19 protein-coding genes are annotated in these 19,757 nt (G+C 40.6%); 11 read left to right on the top strand and 8 right to left on the bottom strand.

From position 1 onward, the window contains the following. Positions 1–75: 75 nt before the first annotated feature. The 3 genes from BM739_RS16015 to BM739_RS16005 all read right to left on the bottom strand — a co-directional run bounded on the left by BM739_RS16015 (position 76) and on the right by BM739_RS16005 (position 4,536). Positions 76–2,814 carry an SLBB domain-containing protein gene (locus BM739_RS16015; protein ID WP_076542473.1) on the bottom strand — a complete coding sequence of 913 codons (2,739 nt, stop codon included), beginning with the start codon at positions 2,812–2,814 and terminating at the stop codon, positions 76–78. 421 nt (positions 2,815–3,235) lie between these two features. Continuing rightward, positions 3,236–3,727 carry a transcription/translation regulatory transformer protein RfaH gene (gene rfaH, locus BM739_RS16010; RefSeq protein ID WP_076542398.1) on the bottom strand — a complete coding sequence of 164 codons (492 nt, stop codon included), beginning with the start codon at positions 3,725–3,727 and terminating at the stop codon, positions 3,236–3,238. 248 nt (positions 3,728–3,975) lie between these two features. Further along, on the bottom strand, positions 3,976–4,536 hold the full coding sequence (locus tag BM739_RS16005) for a DUF4136 domain-containing protein (RefSeq protein ID WP_076542396.1): 561 nt from the start codon (positions 4,534–4,536) through the stop codon (positions 3,976–3,978). 357 nt (positions 4,537–4,893) lie between these two features. Between BM739_RS16005 and yciH the strand changes: the two genes are divergently transcribed. The 3 genes from yciH (at position 4,894) to ruvX (ending at position 6,435) form a co-directional block, all read left to right on the top strand. Next, the gene (yciH, locus tag BM739_RS16000) at positions 4,894–5,223 is read left to right on the top strand and encodes a stress response translation initiation inhibitor YciH (protein ID WP_076542394.1); all 330 of its coding nucleotides are present in this window, start codon (positions 4,894–4,896) and stop codon (positions 5,221–5,223) included. Between the two features lie 95 nt (positions 5,224–5,318). Beyond that, on the top strand, positions 5,319–5,879 hold the full coding sequence (locus BM739_RS15995; protein WP_076542392.1) for a YqgE/AlgH family protein: 561 nt from the start codon (positions 5,319–5,321) through the stop codon (positions 5,877–5,879). A gap of 130 nt (positions 5,880–6,009) precedes the next feature. Next, positions 6,010–6,435 carry a Holliday junction resolvase RuvX gene (gene ruvX, locus BM739_RS15990; protein WP_076542390.1) on the top strand — a complete coding sequence of 142 codons (426 nt, stop codon included), beginning with the start codon at positions 6,010–6,012 and terminating at the stop codon, positions 6,433–6,435. A gap of 59 nt (positions 6,436–6,494) precedes the next feature. Here ruvX and hemH read toward each other — a convergent pair whose 3' ends face one another. The 5 genes from hemH to BM739_RS15965 form a co-directional block, all read right to left on the bottom strand. After that, positions 6,495–7,508: a ferrochelatase gene (gene hemH / locus BM739_RS15985; RefSeq protein WP_076542388.1), complete on the bottom strand. Its 1,014-nt coding sequence runs from the start codon at positions 7,506–7,508 to the stop codon at positions 6,495–6,497. 143 nt (positions 7,509–7,651) lie between these two features. Further along, positions 7,652–8,131, bottom strand: a complete 480-nt coding sequence (locus tag BM739_RS15980; RefSeq protein ID WP_254843570.1) for a glutathione peroxidase — start codon at positions 8,129–8,131, stop codon at positions 7,652–7,654. A gap of 199 nt (positions 8,132–8,330) precedes the next feature. After that, positions 8,331–9,452: a hypothetical protein gene (locus BM739_RS15975; protein ID WP_076542384.1), complete on the bottom strand. Its 1,122-nt coding sequence runs from the start codon at positions 9,450–9,452 to the stop codon at positions 8,331–8,333. A gap of 188 nt (positions 9,453–9,640) precedes the next feature. Then, entirely contained in the window at positions 9,641–10,753 is a 1,113-nt protein-coding gene (locus BM739_RS15970) for a PilT/PilU family type 4a pilus ATPase (protein WP_076542382.1), read from the bottom strand. Between the two features lie 11 nt (positions 10,754–10,764). Next, a complete protein-coding gene (locus tag BM739_RS15965; RefSeq protein WP_076542380.1) occupies positions 10,765–11,802 on the bottom strand; it encodes a type IV pilus twitching motility protein PilT in 1,038 nt (345 codons plus the stop codon). Positions 11,803–11,837: 35 nt separating this feature from the next. On the opposite strand from BM739_RS15965, the gene BM739_RS15960 reads away from it, so the two are divergent. From BM739_RS15960 to BM739_RS15925, 8 genes are all read left to right on the top strand, one after another. Further along, a complete protein-coding gene (locus BM739_RS15960; protein ID WP_076542471.1) occupies positions 11,838–12,533 on the top strand; it encodes a YggS family pyridoxal phosphate-dependent enzyme in 696 nt (231 codons plus the stop codon). A 138-nt stretch (positions 12,534–12,671) separates the two neighbouring features. Then, positions 12,672–13,490: a pyrroline-5-carboxylate reductase gene (gene proC, locus BM739_RS15955; protein WP_076542378.1), complete on the top strand. Its 819-nt coding sequence runs from the start codon at positions 12,672–12,674 to the stop codon at positions 13,488–13,490. An 86-nt stretch (positions 13,491–13,576) separates the two neighbouring features. Next, complete coding sequence (locus BM739_RS15950) at positions 13,577–14,128, top strand: YggT family protein (RefSeq protein WP_076542376.1); 552 nt, start codon at positions 13,577–13,579, stop codon at positions 14,126–14,128. A 42-nt stretch (positions 14,129–14,170) separates the two neighbouring features. Then, on the top strand, positions 14,171–14,470 hold the full coding sequence (gene yggU, locus BM739_RS15945; protein WP_076542374.1) for a DUF167 family protein YggU: 300 nt from the start codon (positions 14,171–14,173) through the stop codon (positions 14,468–14,470). A 213-nt stretch (positions 14,471–14,683) separates the two neighbouring features. Continuing rightward, entirely contained in the window at positions 14,684–15,118 is a 435-nt protein-coding gene (locus BM739_RS15940; protein ID WP_076542372.1) for a DUF4426 domain-containing protein, read from the top strand. 308 nt (positions 15,119–15,426) lie between these two features. Beyond that, entirely contained in the window at positions 15,427–16,026 is a 600-nt protein-coding gene (gene rdgB, locus BM739_RS15935) for an RdgB/HAM1 family non-canonical purine NTP pyrophosphatase (RefSeq protein ID WP_076542370.1), read from the top strand. Positions 16,027–16,031: 5 nt separating this feature from the next. Next, positions 16,032–17,183: a radical SAM family heme chaperone HemW gene (hemW, locus tag BM739_RS15930; protein WP_076542368.1), complete on the top strand. Its 1,152-nt coding sequence runs from the start codon at positions 16,032–16,034 to the stop codon at positions 17,181–17,183. Between the two features lie 312 nt (positions 17,184–17,495). Beyond that, complete coding sequence (locus BM739_RS15925; protein WP_076542366.1) at positions 17,496–19,385, top strand: DUF885 family protein; 1,890 nt, start codon at positions 17,496–17,498, stop codon at positions 19,383–19,385. Positions 19,386–19,757 lie beyond the last annotated feature (372 nt).

Genomic DNA, 19,757 nt, shown 5'->3' with positions numbered 1-19,757 from the left:
TTATCTTAAGCTGTAAATCTAGTCTTATCCCTATTATTAATTTGTTTTACAAGGTTCTAGGATTAAAAACTAATTTTATAAGCCTGAAATCGTCGCTAAGGCAACAGCTGAGTTATAAACAATTTGAGTAACTTGAGTCCAAAGCGTAAGGTTATCTTTGTATTCAGTATCAAGTGGCACAATAACGGTATCGCCAGCTGTTAAAGCAGCTTTACTACTAAACCAGAAACTTTGTTTTGGCATCATTACCGAGCCGTCAGCTTTAATAATATAAGTTCTATCGCTATCAGCACGTTCTCTTGGGCCTCCTGACATAGATAAATATTGGTCTAAGGTCGTGCCTTCTTTAAATCTATGAGTTGACGGGTGTTGTACTTCCCCCATCACAGAAACGATTTGCTTGGTTGTCGGTACATATAAAATATCTTTATCTTCAAGCTGTAAATCTGCTTGTTCAATGCCCACTTGAATTGCATTTAGATCTACAACTAAACGGCCAACTGCTTGAATATTTTCTAAGTCTGTAAGCATTAGCTGTGCTTCAGAGTAATTAACAACCGTACCGTCTTTTGATACTCCGCGGGTTGCAATATCACGGCGTAATTGATCGGCAAGCTTTTTAATTTCGAGTTGTTCTTGTTGTTTTACTGATTCTCTTACAAAAACAGCCGCTGTTGGGAAGGCATAATCAGTAAAACCGCCTGCACGTTGCATAACATCAGCAAGAGTCTCGCCTCTACGAATGTTATACATACCAGGGAATTTCACTTCTCCACGAATTTCAATCGATTTACGCTCTTGCCATTCTGGAGTTGTTAGTACTACCAACATATCACGGCCTTCTAATAACAAATCATCAGATGGAAGGTGATTTAAGGCATTATTAATATTGACGTGTATATGCTTTATATCTGAAAGCGAATCAGAGTTTTCGGTTCGGGTTAATTCTGCTCTATTTGTATAAGCGCCTTCAATTAATCCACCTGCAGCAACAAGTAAATCACTGACTTTAGCATTAGTTGCTAATGGATATATACCGCCATTTTTGACTTTACCAGAGATCGCAATTACTTGAACTTTTTCTGAAGGGCTACTTTGCTGAGATAACTTGCTAATAATCGGAAATAACAACTCTTCACGACTCATTGAGCCACTCAATTTGATTAAGTCTCTGTCATCAAATAAATTAGATAACATTTTACTGACTTCATCACCAATAAGTTGTTCTTGTTCATTAAGTTCCTTATCAGAACCTGGAATAACAACTCCACCTATTGAAGCCTTATGCAGCATTGAGCCAGCAGCATCAATATTCATTGACTTAAAACCAGCTTTGAATAAATCGGTGCCAATAAGTGAGTCACTACTGAGGGATTTTATTTTTTTCGCTCTATTTTGAACTAATTTATTTAACTGGTAACGATTTATGGATGAATCATCATAGTTAAACAGAATAACTTTATCTCTAGGACTTAACTCGATATTTTGCGAGTGGTCCTTCTGTGCAATTGCTTTACCTGGAGAAAATTGTAGTACTTCAATCTTACCAAACTTATTAATTTCACGAATAATAAGTGCATAGTTCAAATCAGCAGAGATGGCTAAATCCCCCCAAATAGTAGGTAAAAGATCGTTAACTTTTTGCCCCTGATACCACTGATATTTGCCAGGTCTTACTACTGCACCGACTAAGGTAATGGCATCTTCGTATTGTGTAGATGCACTTTTTACACGGATAAAATCACCCGCTTTCGCTAGTTTGCTAGCTGCTTTTGCTGAAGTTAAGTCAACATTGACGATGCTTTTTAAACCGTTGTTATTATAACGCTCAATGCTGCTTCGCTTAGGGTATGCACCTGGGTTAACACCAGCAGCCATTGTAATAACATCATCAATGGTTTCATTGCTCTTAATTTCATAAATTGCCGGACGTCTAATTTCACCGGTAATACTGACTCGGCCACCAACTGAAGGAATAAACACCACATCACCTGAGCGTAAATTGATGTCTTTCGATGCATCACCTTTTAGCAGCAAATCATATAAATCAAAGCTACCAACTAATTGGCCCTGACGTTTTACTTGAATATTACGTAAACTACCTATTTCATTTACGCCACCAGCTGCAAACAGAGCTTGTGTAATTGTAGATAAACTAGAGACAGTATACGAACCAGGTTTATAGGCGTCTCCGGCGATAAAAATCCGTATGGAGCGCAGCTCGCCAAGTGTTATATTAGATTCAACGCCGATCATCTGCTTCTGAATTCGTTCACCTAAATATGCTCTCAACTCAGAAAATGTGTGACCAACTACGGAAATCGGCCCTAACTCTGGGAATTGGATATTGCCATCGCGGCCAATTGTTAAGGTATATTCACGATTATCTTTACCATAAAGTTGTACATTTAGCGTATCGCCTGGGCCAACAATATAGTCACTAGGGACAGGTATATCTGAAATAGGTGCGAATGTGGTGGGTTCACCTGCAAACATGTCATAACCAAAAAAGCTTAATTCCCCTTTTTTAGTTTCTTGTTCAAAATCAAGACTATCAGCTTGCTGTTCTTTTGCTTGTACTTGCCTCGCAGGAATTGGCGTTGCTTCAGCAATTTGACCCGATTGACTGCCTTGCCCCGATAATACTGAAGGGCTAATACCATACTGTTTCGCCAGTCTTTGTTGTTCAGAGGCTGGCAAGGATTTAAACTGCTCTATCATTTGCGGTGAGGGTGTAACTGCTTGAATAGGTGCGCTGATAAATAATGTCGCACTCAATGCCGCTATTGCGAATGTTTTAATCTTCTGTAACACCATGTCTCTCCAAGTAAATAATAGCAAACTAATATTTGAGCTAACGTTAATATTTAATAAATAATCTTGTAATTTTTATGTGTAAATTTTGCAAATTAGACTAATTTTAATTGCGGATGAATCACATTCAGACACGCTACCGCCCATAGATTACGGCTTCTAAAGTGCCCTTCAATAAATGAAATTCAAGTTTTGTTACTCAAAGTCTTTACTAAGCTATTGCAGACTTCTTTCTTATTTTAAAATGCTCTTACTAAAGGCAACGTTCAATTAATCGTCTTTAGTAACAGCACTGTATATTACCTGACTATTTAACGCTGTTTATCACTGAAATCTGAAAACTAAATCACCTGCACATAAAAATCGGCCATTAAAACAAAACACCAACACCATAACGACAAATCTTAACGAACAAAACTCATTAAATTTTCTTAATGCTACTACTGTCTACACACATTCTTTTTTGTTGCCCCATGATATTAAACAAAACAAAGCATCGTTTTTGGGCATTTTTTTCTTCAAAAATGGCTTCTAAGTCTACAAATGGCCCATCAGTAAATTGGACTTTGTCTCCTGCGATTAAATCACTTTCAACATCAGGCTTATGGACTGAAACTCTGTTTTTGATTGCTTGAATGATCCGCTCATCAATCGGTGTCATCGCTTCACTACAACCTATGATGCGACTTGCACCGCGGGTTGAATGAATCCGGCTTACACTGACTTCTAATGGATCAAAATAAATAAACAAATAACATGGAAATAGCGGGACATCGACGAGTTTGGTCTTTCCGTGTGAGGTTTTCTCTTCTTGAATGATAGGTAGGTAGCTTTCGACTTGTTGCAATGCAAGGTTTTGCTGTGCTCTAACTTCACTGCGTGGCTTACAATATAACAAATACCATGACTTCATTTTCTACTCACTTAATATCATCCTAGGTGACGTCCATTATCACCAAGCGCAGCATTTTACCAAAGCCAGCAAACTAAGTGAAAGCTTTTTGATATTAAATATTTCAAATGCTGCAAATTGATACAAAGGTATTCATTTGTATTACTTATGTGGCGTCGTAAGGGCGCTTTCAATGAACAACAATAAAAAAACCGTATCAAAATTAGATACGGTTTTATAATAAAGGGTAACTTAACTAACAATTAAGCCTATTTTGTTTTAGGCTGCGGTGGAAAGTTCAGCATCACTTGTGAAATTGCCGAGTTGATGATTTGTACTCGCTCTTCTGGGGTGTTTTTATTGCGGATGGTATCTGCAACACTGCCACGCCATACTAAATTGCCAGTTTTGTTATCGATTAAATCAACAATTAAGGTGCCGACTTCATATTCACGTACTGTGGTTTGGGTATTCATCCCTGCTCCGCCCCAGCCACGACGACCATAATATGGGTAGTAACCAAAACTGGTATTGAAGGTGTCGACATTAATTTTTTTATCGACTTTAGTTAAGTAGTTAACCAGTAAGTCAGCTTCTGTGATGTCTGCTTTTGTTAAGCCTTTTTGCCCAAGCTCGTTGTTAACAGCATCGCGAACACGTTGGTCCATTAGGCCATCGAGATGATAACTTGCATCTTGGTCTTTCTTTTCGACCCAAGAGTAGGTTTTATATTGGTCAAATGAAACGGCTGGATCAAAATCGGTATTGGTTTTTAAGGTGCTACATGCACTTAATGCTAAAACCGCTGCAGCAACAAATAACTTTTTCATAATAACTCCGAATAACAACCCAAACTGGCTGTTTCTGTATTAAATACATTTTAATAAGGCTAATAAATAGCTTACCTAGCTAAACTATAATCATCAACTGATAATATTAACAATAGTCGCTTTATCCCGTTTTCTAAATGTTTAACAGCAAGCTTTAGCCTTAACCACTGCGAAAGCGATACTTACCCTAGTAATGGGCTTAGTGAATGGACTTAATGAATTAACTTAGTAAATAGACTTAGCCCCAATAAGATAACAGCTAGATTATACAACTGAGGGGTCTTTGCTGCTTTAGCCAAGTCAGTTAGTTTGTTAAACTGTGTGTATTGATTATTTATATAAAGTACAAGTGAACCTATGCGTATTGATCCTAATGTTTCTTTAGTTTACAGCACCGATGGCGGTAAAATTGCTCAAGAAAAGCCAACAGAGCAAATTCCTTCAGGTGACGGCATTGTCCGCATCCATAAAGACAGTAAAGGCCGTAAAGGTAAAGGCGTTAGTATCATTAAAGGGCTTGGGCTAGATGCTAAAGCGTTAAAAGCCTTAGCGCAAAAGCTTAAAAAACAATGTGGTTGTGGCGGCACGGTAAAAGAGTTCAATATTGAAGTTCAAACTGATGACCGCGAAAAAATCAAAACCCTATTAGAGAAAATGAACTACTCGGTCAAACTCGCCGGTGGTTAAGCCTGCGCTAATTAAGCATAAATCATAATCCCGAGTTTAAGGGCGTTGTAAGTATGTATGTTGAATTGACAAGTGGTTTTTCAAAAGGATAAATAATGGACAGTTTACAAGGTCATCTGTTAATTGCTATGCCCTCTTTAGATGAGTCTTTTTTTGAGCGTTCTGTCATTTATATTTGCGAACATAACGATAAAGGCGCCATGGGAGTGATGATCAATCGCCCAACCAATATCGTTATTGATGAGCTGCTAGAGCAAATCGGCTTAGCTAAAAAAGCGCAATTAAGTCTTTCCCTTGAAGAGTCGGTAGTTTTAGGCGGCCCAGTTGATACCGACAGAGGCTTTGTATTACACACGCCGCAATCTATTTGGGTCAATAGTGAGCCCGTTAGTGAATTTTGCATGCTAACCACATCACGAGATGTGCTTAACGCCCTAGGCACAGAAGAGTCGCCAAAACAATTTATTGTAGCCTTAGGTTATGCAGGTTGGAGCAAAAACCAGTTAGAAGAAGAGTTAGCAGAAAACACCTGGTTAACTATTGAAGCCACACCCGAACTTGTTTTTAACCAAGACTATGATCAGCTTTGGACACAAGCCACCAAACAATTAGGCTTTGATATTTGGCAAATATCATCACAAGTAGGTCACTCTTAAGCTTTTTTATAACTCGCTAATACACCAATTTATGTTTATAAGCGCCAAGTATTCATCTTCATTTGCTGTCAGTTAATTACTTGGCTTGGCAACTGTCGATATTCATTATTTCGATTATCCAGAGAACAACATGCAATCTAAAACAGTATTAGGCTTTGATTTTGGCACCAAAAGTATCGGTGTTGCGGTTGGCCAGGAAATCACTTCAAGCGCAACGCCCGTTTCGGCCATTAAAGCCAATGATGGCATCCCTAATTGGGATGAAATTGAAGCGGTATTGAAAGAGTGGCAACCTGATTTAGTCGTTGTTGGTTTACCACTTAATATGGACGGTACTGAACAAGAGATGACTCAGCGGGCGCGAAAATTTGCCAATCGCATTAGTGGCCGCTTTGGGGTAAAAGTGGTAACTCAAGATGAGCGCCTCACCACCACAGATGCTAAAGCAAGGCTATTTGAATTAGGCGGCTATAAAAAGCTAACCAAAGGCCAAGTTGATGCCGTATCGGCGGTGTTAATCATTGAAAGCTATTTTGAGAACCAATACTCAGACTAGTTTTAGCCCATAAGAAAGGAGTCAACCGACTCCTTTTTTAATCTATCACCATACATTAATTAAAGATAAGGCTTCACCAGATTGGCCATCATATTGATATGGTCATCATTATCATTTAAGCATTCAATGTAGCGGAATTTTTTACCACCAGCATGTTCAAATACTTCGCGGTTCTCACCTTTAATTTCTTCTAATGTTTCTAAGCAGTCAGCGCTAAATGCTGGGCAAACAACAGCAATGTCCGTCACGCCCTGACCCGGTAACGCTTCCATGGTGGCATCGGTATAAGGTTGTAACCACTTGGCTTTACCAAAGCGTGATTGGAAGGTCATCACATATTCGTCTTCCGACAAACCTAGTTTTTCGACCACTAAGCGAGTGCTTTTAACGCAAAAACAATAGTAAGGATCGCCTAAATGCAGATTGCGTTCTGGCATGCCGTGATAAGACAACACCAATTTTTCCGGTTTTCCATTTGCGTCAAAATCCGCTTGAATTGATTTCGCTAATGCATCAATAAAATTAGGATCGTCATGGTAGGTATTAATAAAATGCAGCGCTGGAATATAGCGCCATTTACATAGCTCTTTGGCAATAGCATCAAAGGCTGATGCCGTTGTTGGCGCGGCATATTGAGGATAAAGCGGTAATACAATAATCTTATCGATTCCGTCTTTGTGCATTTGCTGTAACACACTCGGGGTTGATGGATTACCGTAACGCATAGATAAATGCACCGATGCATCGACATCGTGCTGCTTAAACAAGGCATCAAGCTTGGCCTGTTGACGCAAACTAATATCCATTAAAGGCGAACCATCTTTGGTCCACACTTCTTTGTACAGCGCTGCTGATTTTGCAGGGCGAATTCTTAGAATAATTCCGTGTAATATACACATCCACACTAATTTAGGAATTTCAACTACCCGAGGGTCGGCTAAAAACTCTGCTAGATAGCGACGAACGGCTGATGCGGTTGGTTCATCTGGGGTGCCTAAATTCATTAACAGCACACCGGTTTTACCACGGGCTTTGTGGCCGACTTCTTTACTTAAACCAGAAAATTTGAACAAGATTGACTCCGAGAAAGTGATTATTAATGATGCCCTATCAAACATTTTTTGATAAAGGCATCATCCAACAACAGCTACTTTTCATGCTAATATTAGCCAGGCACATTTATCTGCAAGCTTATGCTTTATTAGCAATATTATTTTTATAGCACTGACTCTATCGCTTTTTGCAACTCTTCGCTATCTGGTTTTACTCGAGAGTTGAATTGCTGCACATTTTCACCGTCTGCGGTAACCAGGTATTTATAAAAATTCCATTTTGGTGATGCTGATTTTTCACCTAAATATGAAAATACCGAGTTGGCATCGCTGCCTCTTACTGGTGAGGTCGACACCATGGTGAATGTCACACCATAATTTAAGAAACACACATCGGCTGTTTTGGCTTCGTCATCTTCTTCTTGAAAGAAATCATCTGATGGAAAACCAATCACCACTAAATCGTCTTTATATTGCTGATGCAGCGCTTCAAGCGCTTTAAATTGCGGCGTAAAACCACAATTACTGGCAGTATTAACAATTAACACTGGTTTGCCTGCTGTTAGCTGACATAAGTCGACTGTGTCATCTGAGTGCAACTTTCTCGCTTCGACATCGAGGTATTCAGGACAGCTATTAGCCATTGTATTCGTTGAAAAAGCGCTAAAGCTTAAACCAATTAAGCCAGCTGATAATAAGAGTTTGTTCATTTTGATTCCTTTCCAACATATATCTAAAATAATCTATTTAAAGTAAAAACACTTGCGGCTATTACTCTTACAAGCAAGCCACAAGTACATATACGCTTCTAAATACGCATCAGATCAACCTGGTACATTGGCCTTAGAAATAAAAGCCAACATTAATATTGAGCCTTGAATGCCAAGCGGTATCGCCATTATCAATGCCAATGCCATCGCCACCTGCAAACCACATATTTTTACCGGCAATCCAGTCAACATATGTATAGAACTTACCGGCAGCAATCATACAGCCTGTGACATTTTGAATAGAGTCGTCTAAGCCTTCACCAGAAGCGATCACCTGACTGTAATCGTTGTAACAGTTTAATTGGCTAATCGGGCCCCAATCCACATCAATTTGACGCGATAAGTTTAACGTTACCACATCGGCTTTCGCGGCAATTTCAAACGGCGCGGCAAACGCGGCTAAGGTGATGCGGTTGCTGTTGTCTAAATCATAGTCATAATGAATATACTGGGTTTGTAATTGCCATTGCTGCCAATCTAACTGCCAATGCACTGCTGCGGTAATACTTGTGGTATCTTCGCCTTCAGCTGCATTTTCAAAGCCTTCAGGCACATATTCTAAATTACCATATTGAAATGACGCGCCGACTTTACTCTTAAACTCATCACCAATGGTTTTTTCAATGCGTAAGTTTAATTGGCCGGCTTCTTGATAAGGTGACTCTTTTGTAGTGCCAACATCAAATGAGTAACGATCAAAACGACTGCCATCACCATACTCATCATTAACAAAATAAGCGGCATCATAACGCCAGCCATTGCCTTCATATTGATAATGAATACCGGCATCATAATCATCTTCCAGGCCTAGATAATAAGTCGCCCCAAACCAAAATGAGTGAGAAGCCACTGGCATAACCCCAAATGGCACTTGGGTGACGCCCACTTGTAGCTTCTGGTTTTCATCAAATTGATAGCCCATATAAGCATGGTGTATCACATCCATATACTCATACCAGCGGTATTGCGCTGAGGCAAATAAGCCACTGTCTGATTTGTAATTTACATCAGCTCTAAACAGTTCAAACTCAAGCGTGCCATTGCCATCAACATAATCTTGCCAACCATAATTTACCCTTACTGCCCCACCAATATCGAGCTCATCGTTAATACTGACAGCCTGAGCTGAAGATGACATAAGTGTAAATGCCGCTATTAGCGAAGTTGCTAATACGGTTTTGTTGAAACTAAACATGGGATCCCTAGGGGGTTCATTGGTTGGATTGTTATTATAGCAAATTACTAGGCTGTAAATAGTAAGTATTTGTTACGTTAAAAAAGGCCAACGCTTACGCCTTGGCCTTTTGATGCGATCTTCAATCAGATCAATGGACTATTATCGCTGATGTAAATACCTGGTTAGCATCAGGCTAATTTGCGCCTTTAATTCATATCAAATGTCACGCCATCCATCATGCCTGATGAATTAGCTTCATTACCTTGCAGTTTAATCATTAAGCGCAAATCATTAGGTGAATCTGCATGATGCAATGCATCGGCATAACTGATCTCTTTTTCAAGGTATAAATCCAACAAGGCTTGGTCAAAGGTTTGCATGCCCTGCTCTCTTGATTTTGCCATGGTTTCTTTCAGTAAGTGCAGCTCATTTTTAGCTATCAAACTGGCTACACGTGGCGTATTAATTAACACTTCAATTGCCGCACGACGGCCACTGCCATCAGATTTCGCCACCAATTGCTGCGCCACAATACCGCGCAGGTTTAACGACAAATCAAACAATAACTGATTATGTTTACTTTCAGGCACTAAATGCATAATGCGGTCTAACGCTTGGTTAGCGTTGTTAGCATGCAAGGTCGCCATACATAAGTGACCCGTTTCAGCAAAGGCTAAGGCAAATTCCATGGTTTCTTGGGTACGAATTTCACCAATCAAAATCACATCTGGCGCCTGACGCAGTGAACTTTTCAGTGCCGCATCAAATGAATCAGTATCAATGCCGACTTCTCGCTGGGTAATAATACTTTTACGGTGGTCATGAACAAATTCCACAGGGTCTTCAATGGTTAAAATATGCCCGCGTGCATGGGCATTTCGATAACCAACTAATGAAGCTAGCGAGGTAGATTTACCCGTACCTGTACCACCCACCATGATGATCAAACCACGTTTACTCATCACCAAATCTTTAAGAATGGGTGGTAGCTTTAAATCATCAACTTCAGGAATTTTAGTTTCAATTCGGCGCATCACGCAGCCGGGCGATTCACGCTGCCAAAAAGCACTGACACGAAAGCGGCCTAAATCTTTTGCCGCAAAAGCAAAGTTACATTCACGAGACTCGTGAAACTCTTTCTTTTGCACATCAGTCATTAAGGCTTCAACAAACTCTAATGACTGCTCAGGGTTAAAGCTATTATCCGATAGTGGTCTTAGCTCACCATCAATTTTGGCGCTGGGCGGAAAGCCTGCAGTAATAAATAAATCTGAAGCCTTGCGGTCAACCATTACCTTTAAAAAAGGACGCACATCCATTTTACTTTCCTTTAAAAGTTAGCTTGTTTGTTTGAGCTTTTTGACATGGCATCATCACGGCTAATAAGACCGCGATTCACTAGGTTTTGTAGACACTGCTCAAGGGTTTGCATTCCATGAGACATACCCGTTTGAATAGCTGAATACATTTGCGCGACTTTATCTTCACGAATAAGGTTACGAATAGCTGGCGTGCCCATCATGATTTCATGTGCTGCCACTCGGCCGCCACCGACCTTTTTAATCAAGGTTTGCGAAATAACCGCCTGCAAAGATTCTGACAACATAGTACGCACCATGTCCTTTTCGCCAGCAGGGAATACATCAACAATACGGTCAACGGTTTTTGCCGCTGAGGTGGTATGCAAGGTACCAAAAACCAAGTGACCGGTTTCTGCTGCTGTCATTGCTAAGCGAATGGTTTCAAGATCACGCATCTCACCCACAAGAATAACATCGGGATCTTCACGTAACGCACTTCGAAGCGCGGCTTCAAAGCTATGGGTATGTTTATGCACTTCACGTTGGTTGACCAAACATTGCTTATTTTGATGCACAAATTCTATTGGGTCTTCAATGGTCAGAATATGGTCATGGCGTTCATTATTAATATAATCCACCATTGCTGCCAGTGTTGTAGACTTACCAGAACCTGTCGGCCCGGTAACTAAGACTAATCCACGCGGGAAGCTGGAAATCTTTTTGAAAATTTCAGGAGCGCCTAGCTGCTCGAGTGATAATATATCGCTGGGAATGGTACGGAACACGGCACCTGCACCACGGGATTGGTTAAATGCGTTAACACGAAAACGGGCAAGGTTGGGTACTTCGAACGAGAAATCGATTTCTAAATGTTCTTCGAAGTCCTTACGCTGTTTATCATTCATGATGTCATAGACTAATCCATGAACAGCTTGATGGTCTAATGCGGGTAAGTTGATTTTTCTCACTTCACCATCAACGCGAATCATCGGAGAAACACCGGCAGAAAGGTGTAGATCTGATGCATTGTGCTTTACACTAAAGGCAAGTAACTCAGTTATTTCCATGACTAATGACATCCATTCAAACAAATCAAAACAATATGACAACAATAGCAGACCGAATATCAATCGCCCAGAGCCAAATTGCTCAAGCGGCGCAAAATTGTTCACGTAATAGTGAAGACGTCACCTTACTTGCCGTCAGTAAAACTAAGCCCATATCGGCTATTGTTGAGGCTTATCAAGCGGGTCAGCGTTGCTTTGGTGAAAATTATGTCCAAGAAGGCGAAGAAAAAGTCCTCGCACTAAAAGATGACTATTGTGATATTGAGTGGCATTTTATCGGCCCATTGCAATCCAACAAGTCGCGCATTATTGCCGAGCATTTTGATTGGATGCACACCTTAAGTCGTGAAAAAATCGCTAAGCGCCTTAATGAGCAAAGACCAACAGACAAAGCGCCATTGCAAGTGTGTATTCAAGTCAATATCAGTGAAGAGTCATCAAAGTCAGGGGTGATAGCGACCGAGGTTAGCCCATTAGCTAAGGTGATCTCATCGCTCCCTAATTTGACTTTACGGGGCTTAATGGCCATACCGACTGCCACCAGCGATATTGCCCTGCAACGCCAAGAGTTTGCCAAACTGCAACAGCTTTTTACGCAACTAAAAAGCCAATACCCTGATATTGACACCCTATCGATGGGTATGAGTAATGATCTCGGGGTGGCGATTGAGCATGGCTCTACCATGGTCAGAATTGGCACTGCAATATTTGGCGCTCGTGATTACCCATAAATCCTAAACGCCAAAATCGTCACATCATTAATTAAAATTTATCCGCTACTGCTTGTATTAGTAAGCAATAGCCCAAACATTAGTAAATAAGCAATTCGCAAATAACAGCTAACATAAAAAATAAAAGTGACCCTTAATATGACTCAAGCAAAAGTATGTTTTATCGGTGCAGGCAATATGCCCCGCTCTATTATCAGTGGTTTAGTCAGTAATGGTTACCCAGCCGATCGCATTCACGCCACTAATCCCAGTGTTGGTAAATTAGATGCGTTAAAAGCCGATTTTAATATTGGTGTATCTCATGACAATATTGCAGCTGCAGATGATGCTGATGTGATTGTATTAAGTGTTAAACCACAACTTATGCAAATGGTTTGTGAGCAACTTAGCCAGTTAGATTTAACGCAAAAGTTATTAATCACTATCGCTGCTGGCATCCCTGCGGCGCGCTATGTCGATTATTTTAAGCAACCGATTAAACTTATTCGCACCATGCCTAATACCCCAACACAAATTGGCGTGGGTATGACAGGCTTATATGCCGATGAATCCATTTCAGCGCAGCATAAACAAATTTGCGAAACCTTAATGATAAGTGGCGGCAAAGTTGTTTGGGTAAATAAAGAATCCGAGCTTAATCAAGTAATCGCTTTAGCTGGCAGTTCACCTGCTTATTTCTTCTTGTTTATTGAGTCTATGATTGACCATGGTATTAAGTCTGGTATGGATGAAACCACCGCCAGAGAGCTCGCCCAACAAGCGGCATTAGGCGCAGCGCAAATGGTGATTCAAAATCCACAACTTTCATTAGCAACCTTGCGTAATAATGTCACCTCAAAAGGCGGCACTACAGCCCAAGCGGTTGAAACCTTCGAGCAGGGCGATTTACGCGGTTTAGTGGATAAAGCTATGACAAACTGCATAAAACGAGCAGAAGAAATGGCAAAAACATTTTAAACAAACGATATTTAATAGAAAATACATCTTTACGATAATTTTCAGCTCAATGTTAGTTCAACTTCAGATCAACTAAGGCACATTCAATGAATGCATTACATTTCTTAATCACAACAGTTTTTGATCTCTACTTGATGGTGGTATTACTGCGCTTTTGGCTACAATTAGCCAGAGCCGATTTTTACAATCCATTTAGTCAGTTTGTGATTAAAGCGACCCAACCTATCATAGCCCCAATGCGCCGCGTATTGCCGTCTATGGGCAGTATTGATACCGCATCAATCGTACTGGCCTTATTGGTAGTATTTATAAAATTCTCAATACTAACCGCCATGACACCTGCTGCGCTATTTGACCCATTAATGCTAGGTCTTCTTACTGTGGTATCAGTATTAAAAGAAGCTGGGGTATTACTGTTTTGGGTACTTATTCTGCGCGCTCTGCTTAGCTGGTTTAACCAAGGTCAAAACCCAATTGTGATGGTAATGGATCAACTTACCGAACCATTTTTAGCTCCTGTTCGTCGTATCCTGCCTCCTATGGGCGGTTTAGACTTATCGGTGATGTTAGTGCTGATTGCAATGAACTTCCTTAATATTTTGTTAGCGCAGTACATTCCATTTTGGGCTCAGGTTTAAAGTTCATGTTTTCGGTTTTAACCTCCGAGCGAGGTTAAGCTAATGCCTGCCGTTATTCAGCAACAGCAAGATGTGTTGCTGAACCTTTATATTCAGCCTAAGGCCAGCCGTGATAAAATTGTGGGCTTACATGGTGATGAAATAAAAATCGCCATTACAGCCCCGCCAATCGACGGTAAAGCCAATAGCCACCTGATAAAGTATTTAGCCAAAGCCTTTAAAGTGCCAAAGTCTGATGTGATGCTTCTAAAAGGGCTTCAAGGCCGTCATAAGCAAGTGAAGATACTCAGCCCGTTAAAGATCCCGCCTGAAATATCGCAGATAATAGCCCACTGCAACTAAGCATCGATGAGTGAAATCATCCATTATTGAAATCATCCATCAAAATGATCCAATTACGGGTGATCTGGCTAAAAATTCTCTATACTTAAGTCTACATTCCAATTAGTGAATCAACTCTTTCGTCGCGACGATTAACTAACCTAGGGCTAAACTTACCCGCTAGGTCAATTAAGCCAGCTGTTAGCAACACAGAGTCGATCAAGGATTTATATTATGTTTCGCAGCCTTTTATGTAGCTTTGTCATTTTAATGAGTACCCTAACGACCGTTCAAGCAGAACAAAAACAGACTGTCGGTAATTATGATATTCATTACATGGCATTAGGTAGTACCTTTATCACCCCTGCTATTGCCAAAACCTATGGTATTGAACGCAGTAATTACAACGGTATTGTCAATATTGCAGTATTAGATACCAGTCAAGAGGGCAATCCCGCTGTTGCTGTTGAAATCGCTGGCGTAGCCAACAACCTACTTGATGCACGAATGGATTTAGAGTTTAAAGAAATTCGCGAAGGTGATGCTATTTATTATATCGCCCAAGTGCCTTACCGAGACGATCAACAAATCAACTTTAATCTGACGATTAAGCGCGGCAATAAGCTCAATACATCGTTAAAGTTCAAACAGAAATTTTATGTGGAATAAGCCTAAACAGCGGCTTATTTCAAATAATGTTGCACTTTTAACAAGCTAAACCTCAAGGTTTAGCTTTTTATTTAGTTGCGCAAACCATAGCGATTTTATCCTTTGCTGCTGTCTATCAACTCAGCGCTTAGGTATCATTAGGCCAATGTCATTGATGAAAATTTAAATAGCCAGTCAAGGCGTAAAACTAAGCCTATTTTGAGGCTGTATGCCACTTATTTGATGTGAGTTTTAGTTTACGACAAGCCTGCTCACCCCATAAGCACTATTTAAAACATCAGCCCCTTATTTAATAAAAAAGGTATTCCATGCAACAGATTGTTTTAGCCAGCGGCAACAAAGGTAAACTAACAGAGTTTGATCAAATGTTAGCCCAATTTGATATTGAGGTTTTACCGCAAAATCAATTTAACGTTCCAGAAGTGGCTGAAACAGGCACCACCTTTATTGAAAATGCCATTATTAAAGCCCGCCACGCTGCAGAAATCACAGGCAAAGCCGCAATCGCGGATGATTCGGGTTTAGAGGTTGATGCCCTGCAAGGCGCACCGGGGATTTATTCAGCCCGTTACGGCGGCGAAGGCGCCAGCGAGCAAGACAACTACCTTAAATTACTTGCTGCATTGGAAGGCAAAACACAGCGCCAAGCACGCTTTCAGTGTGTATTGGTTTATATGCGCCATGCTAAAGACCCTACCCCAATAGTTTGCCAAGCGGCGTGGGAAGGCACTATAGGATTGAGCCCTCAAGGTGAGCAAGGCCATGGCTACGACCCTATCTTTATTCCACAGGGGTTTGATATTTCAGCAGCCGAGCTTTCAAGTGAGCAAAAAAACCAGTTAAGCCATCGTGGGTTAGCACTTACTTTGCTTGTAGATGCCATGAAAGCCAAAGGGATTATCAAGTAACTATCATGCAATCAGCAAAATTAACTCTGCCACCACTGAGCTTATATATCCATATCCCTTGGTGCGTACAAAAGTGCCCATATTGTGATTTTAACTCCCATGGTCAGCATGGAGAATTACCGCAACAAGCTTATGTTGATGCACTTTTAGAGGATCTCAACCATGACCTTCACTATGTGCAAGGGCGAAAACTTCACAGCATTTTTATTGGTGGCGGCACGCCATCTTTATTTGAAGCCACTCAAATACAGCGCATTCTAGCCGGTGCTGAAGCTGCCATTGGTTTTGAAGATGATATTGAAATCACCATGGAAGCCAACCCCGGTACGCTAGAGCATGATGACTTTGCCGCATATCGCGCTGCAGGGGTGACGCGCTTGTCCATTGGAGTACAAAGTTTCTCAAAAGATAAACTCAACCTTCTTGGGCGTATTCATGATGAAGATGAAGCCGTTAGTGCGGCTAATACAGCCCGTAATGCAGGTTACAACAGCTTTAACTTAGATTTAATGCACGGCTTACCGAATCAGTCATTTGATGAAGCCATGGCCGATATCGATACTGCCGCCGAGTTAATGCCGCCACATTTATCTTGGTATCAACTAACCATAGAGCCAAATACCTTATTTCATTCTAAACCGCCACAATTGCCTGACGATGAAAACTTATGGCATATCTATGAGCAAGGACAGAAGAAGTTGGCAGCACTTGGCTATGTGCAATATGAAATCTCTGCCTATGCCAAAGACGGCTTTCAGTGCAAACATAATCTCAATTATTGGCAGTTTGGCGATTACTTGGGCATTGGCTGCGGCGCCCATGGCAAAATTACTCAGCCAGAACTCAATAAGATTATTCGTACCGTTAAAATTAAGCATCCTAAGGGTTACTTAGCCACCTCAGAGCACACCAGTGAAACCACCGAAGTGTTAGCTGAAGATCGCGCCCTTGAATATTTAATGAATCGACTCAGACTAATGACGCCTATCGCTAAAACTGAATTTGAACTGCGCACCGGCTTACCAGTGTCAGAGCTTGATGAAGGTATTGCTAAGTCAATTAAAAGAGGCTTATTAACCGAAACTGAGACCCATTGGCAATTAACCGCCAAAGGCCATATGTTTGTTAATGATATATTGTCGCAATTTTTAGATTAAAAAAACTTTATAGCTAGCCGATTTATAACAAGCTATTACTAGCCTATTTATTACTACCTTATATAAAAGCCTGATGGATTACCTTCATAACACAAGGTTAATGTATTAGGCTTTTTTGGTTTTCTTTGCCCATTTAGCTTGGCACCTTAAGCAAAGTGCCTGCCAGTCACTAAATAAACTCTTTCGCATTTCCCCTGCAAATTCAGCAACATTTAAGACACAATTGCTAACATTTCACGTTATACATTTATGCTTGTGTCATTTAGGATATCAATCGATCTCCTGTTCTATTACTTTGCTAACGGAAACCCTATGCGACTAACAACAAAAACGACATTAATAGCCGTTGCTTTAACCAGCTTATTATCCAGCGCAGCAATCGCCCACACTGCAGCTCACCAACCTTTAACCAATACAGCAGCATCCACTAAAACAGCCACCACCGAGTCAGAAAAAGCCAATGAGCTGTTTGAAAGCATGTTCATGGAAAATGTAATGGCTAGCCCGATTTCGCAAACCTATTTACGTATCAAAACTGATTACGATAAATGGGCTGACTTTAGCGATAAAGCAGCTGATGAAACCTTAGCTCGAGCCAAAAAACACTTAAAACTACTTGAAGGCATTAATGTCAGCCAGTTAGATAAGCAGACAGCCCTTAGCTATAAATTAATGAAGCAAGGCTTAGAGCAGCAAATCAGCGATGATAAATGGCGTTACCATAATTACCCTGTAAACCAGATGCGTGGTAGCCATTCGTTTATTGCTACCTTCCTTATCAATCAACATCAAGTTGAAAATGTCAGTGATGCACAAGATTATATCAGCCGTTTAAACGGTGTAAAGCATGTGACTGATCAAGTGATTGATGCATTAAAAATTCGCGCCGATAAAAATATTATCGCGCCAAAATTTGTCTTCCCTTATGTGATTTCAGACAGTGAAAATATTATCAAGGGTGCACCTTTTACTGATACCGAAGCTAAAAGCACCCTATGGGGTGATATCAGCCGTAAAATCGATAAGCTCGATATTACCCAAGCTCAAAAAGATGAGTTATTAGCAGCCGCTAAAACAGCCTTAATCGAAAGTGTAAAACCTGGATATGATAATCTCATCAGTTATTTACGTGAATTAGAAACCAAAGCTGATAGCCGTGATGGGGTGTGGAAGTTACCTTTAGGCGAAGATTTTTATACTACTCGTCTAAATCGTATTACGACGACTGATATGAGCTCTGAAACAATTCATCAGTTAGGTTTAGCAGAAGTTGAACGCATTCATAATGAAATGCGCGCTATCATGAAAAAAGTAAACTATGAAGGCAACTTAGCTGAATTTATGGCTTTCATGCGTGATGATGAGCAATTTTATTACCCCAACACGGATGAAGGTAAAACTCGCTACATTACCGAAGCTAAAGATCTGATTGATAATATGGAGTCACGCTTAGGTGAAGTGTTTAACATTAAACCTAAAGCTGGATTAATCGTTAAACCTGTTGAAGCCTTTCGCGAGAAATCTGCTGGTAAAGCATTCTATGATCAACCCGCGCCCGATGGTTCACGCCCTGGTACTTATTACGCCAACTTGTATGACATGAAAGCAATGCCCACTTACCAAATGGAAGCCTTGGCTTATCATGAGGGGATCCCAGGGCATCACATGCAAATTGCCATTGCTCAAGAGCTAGAAGGTATTCCTAAATTTAGAAAATACGGTGGCTACACTGCTTATATTGAAGGCTGGGGTCTTTATACTGAATACTTCCCTAAAGAAATGGGCTTGTATGCTGATCCCTACTCTGACTTTGGCCGCTTAGCGATGGAGCTATGGCGTGCTTGTCGTCTGGTAGTAGACACAGGGATCCACACTCAAAAATGGACTCGTGAGCAAGGTATCCAATACTACGTAGACAACACCCCAAATGCTAAGTCTGATGCCATTAAAATGGTAGAACGCCACGTGGTGATGCCAGGCCAAGCTACTGCCTATAAAGTCGGTATGATTAAAGTGTTAGAACTACGTGAAAACGCCAAGCTGAAATTAGGTGACAAGTTTGATATTCGTCAGTTCCATACCCTAGTACTGCAAAATGGTCCTGTACCATTAGATGTATTAGAAGCTGAAGTTGACAATTGGATTAATCAAACCAATAAACCTGAGCTATTAAGCCAATCGGCAGACTCAAATCGCGGTTAATCAATCCAACGATTAAGTTATCTAAGGCCACTTTTTAGTGGCCTTCTTTTTGGCTAGTACTAATGCCTAAATAATAAGTGACTGTCTATAAATAGCAAAGGCAATAACAAATGCTGTAATCGACAAATATATTCAATTAGCAGCTAAAAATAGAAGAAAAGCACAAAGGCGCGACAGCAGACAAATTAAGCGGATATTATAGGCCAGAAAAAAATAACCCCAGCACAATGTCTGGGGTAAACCAATTAAAACTAGGATGATGGTTTCAAAGCCGGCATTGTTCTGATTTTAAAACCTCTGCCAGCAGTGATTCAAAACTTGCGAAGTTGCTGATTTGCACAAAAAGCTGAAAAGGGGTCATTTCTCAACAAG

The organism is Shewanella sp. UCD-KL21 (assembly GCF_001957135.1).
Taxonomy (GTDB): domain Bacteria; phylum Pseudomonadota; class Gammaproteobacteria; order Enterobacterales; family Shewanellaceae; genus Shewanella.
This window is presented reverse-complemented; position numbering and strand designations above follow the sequence as displayed.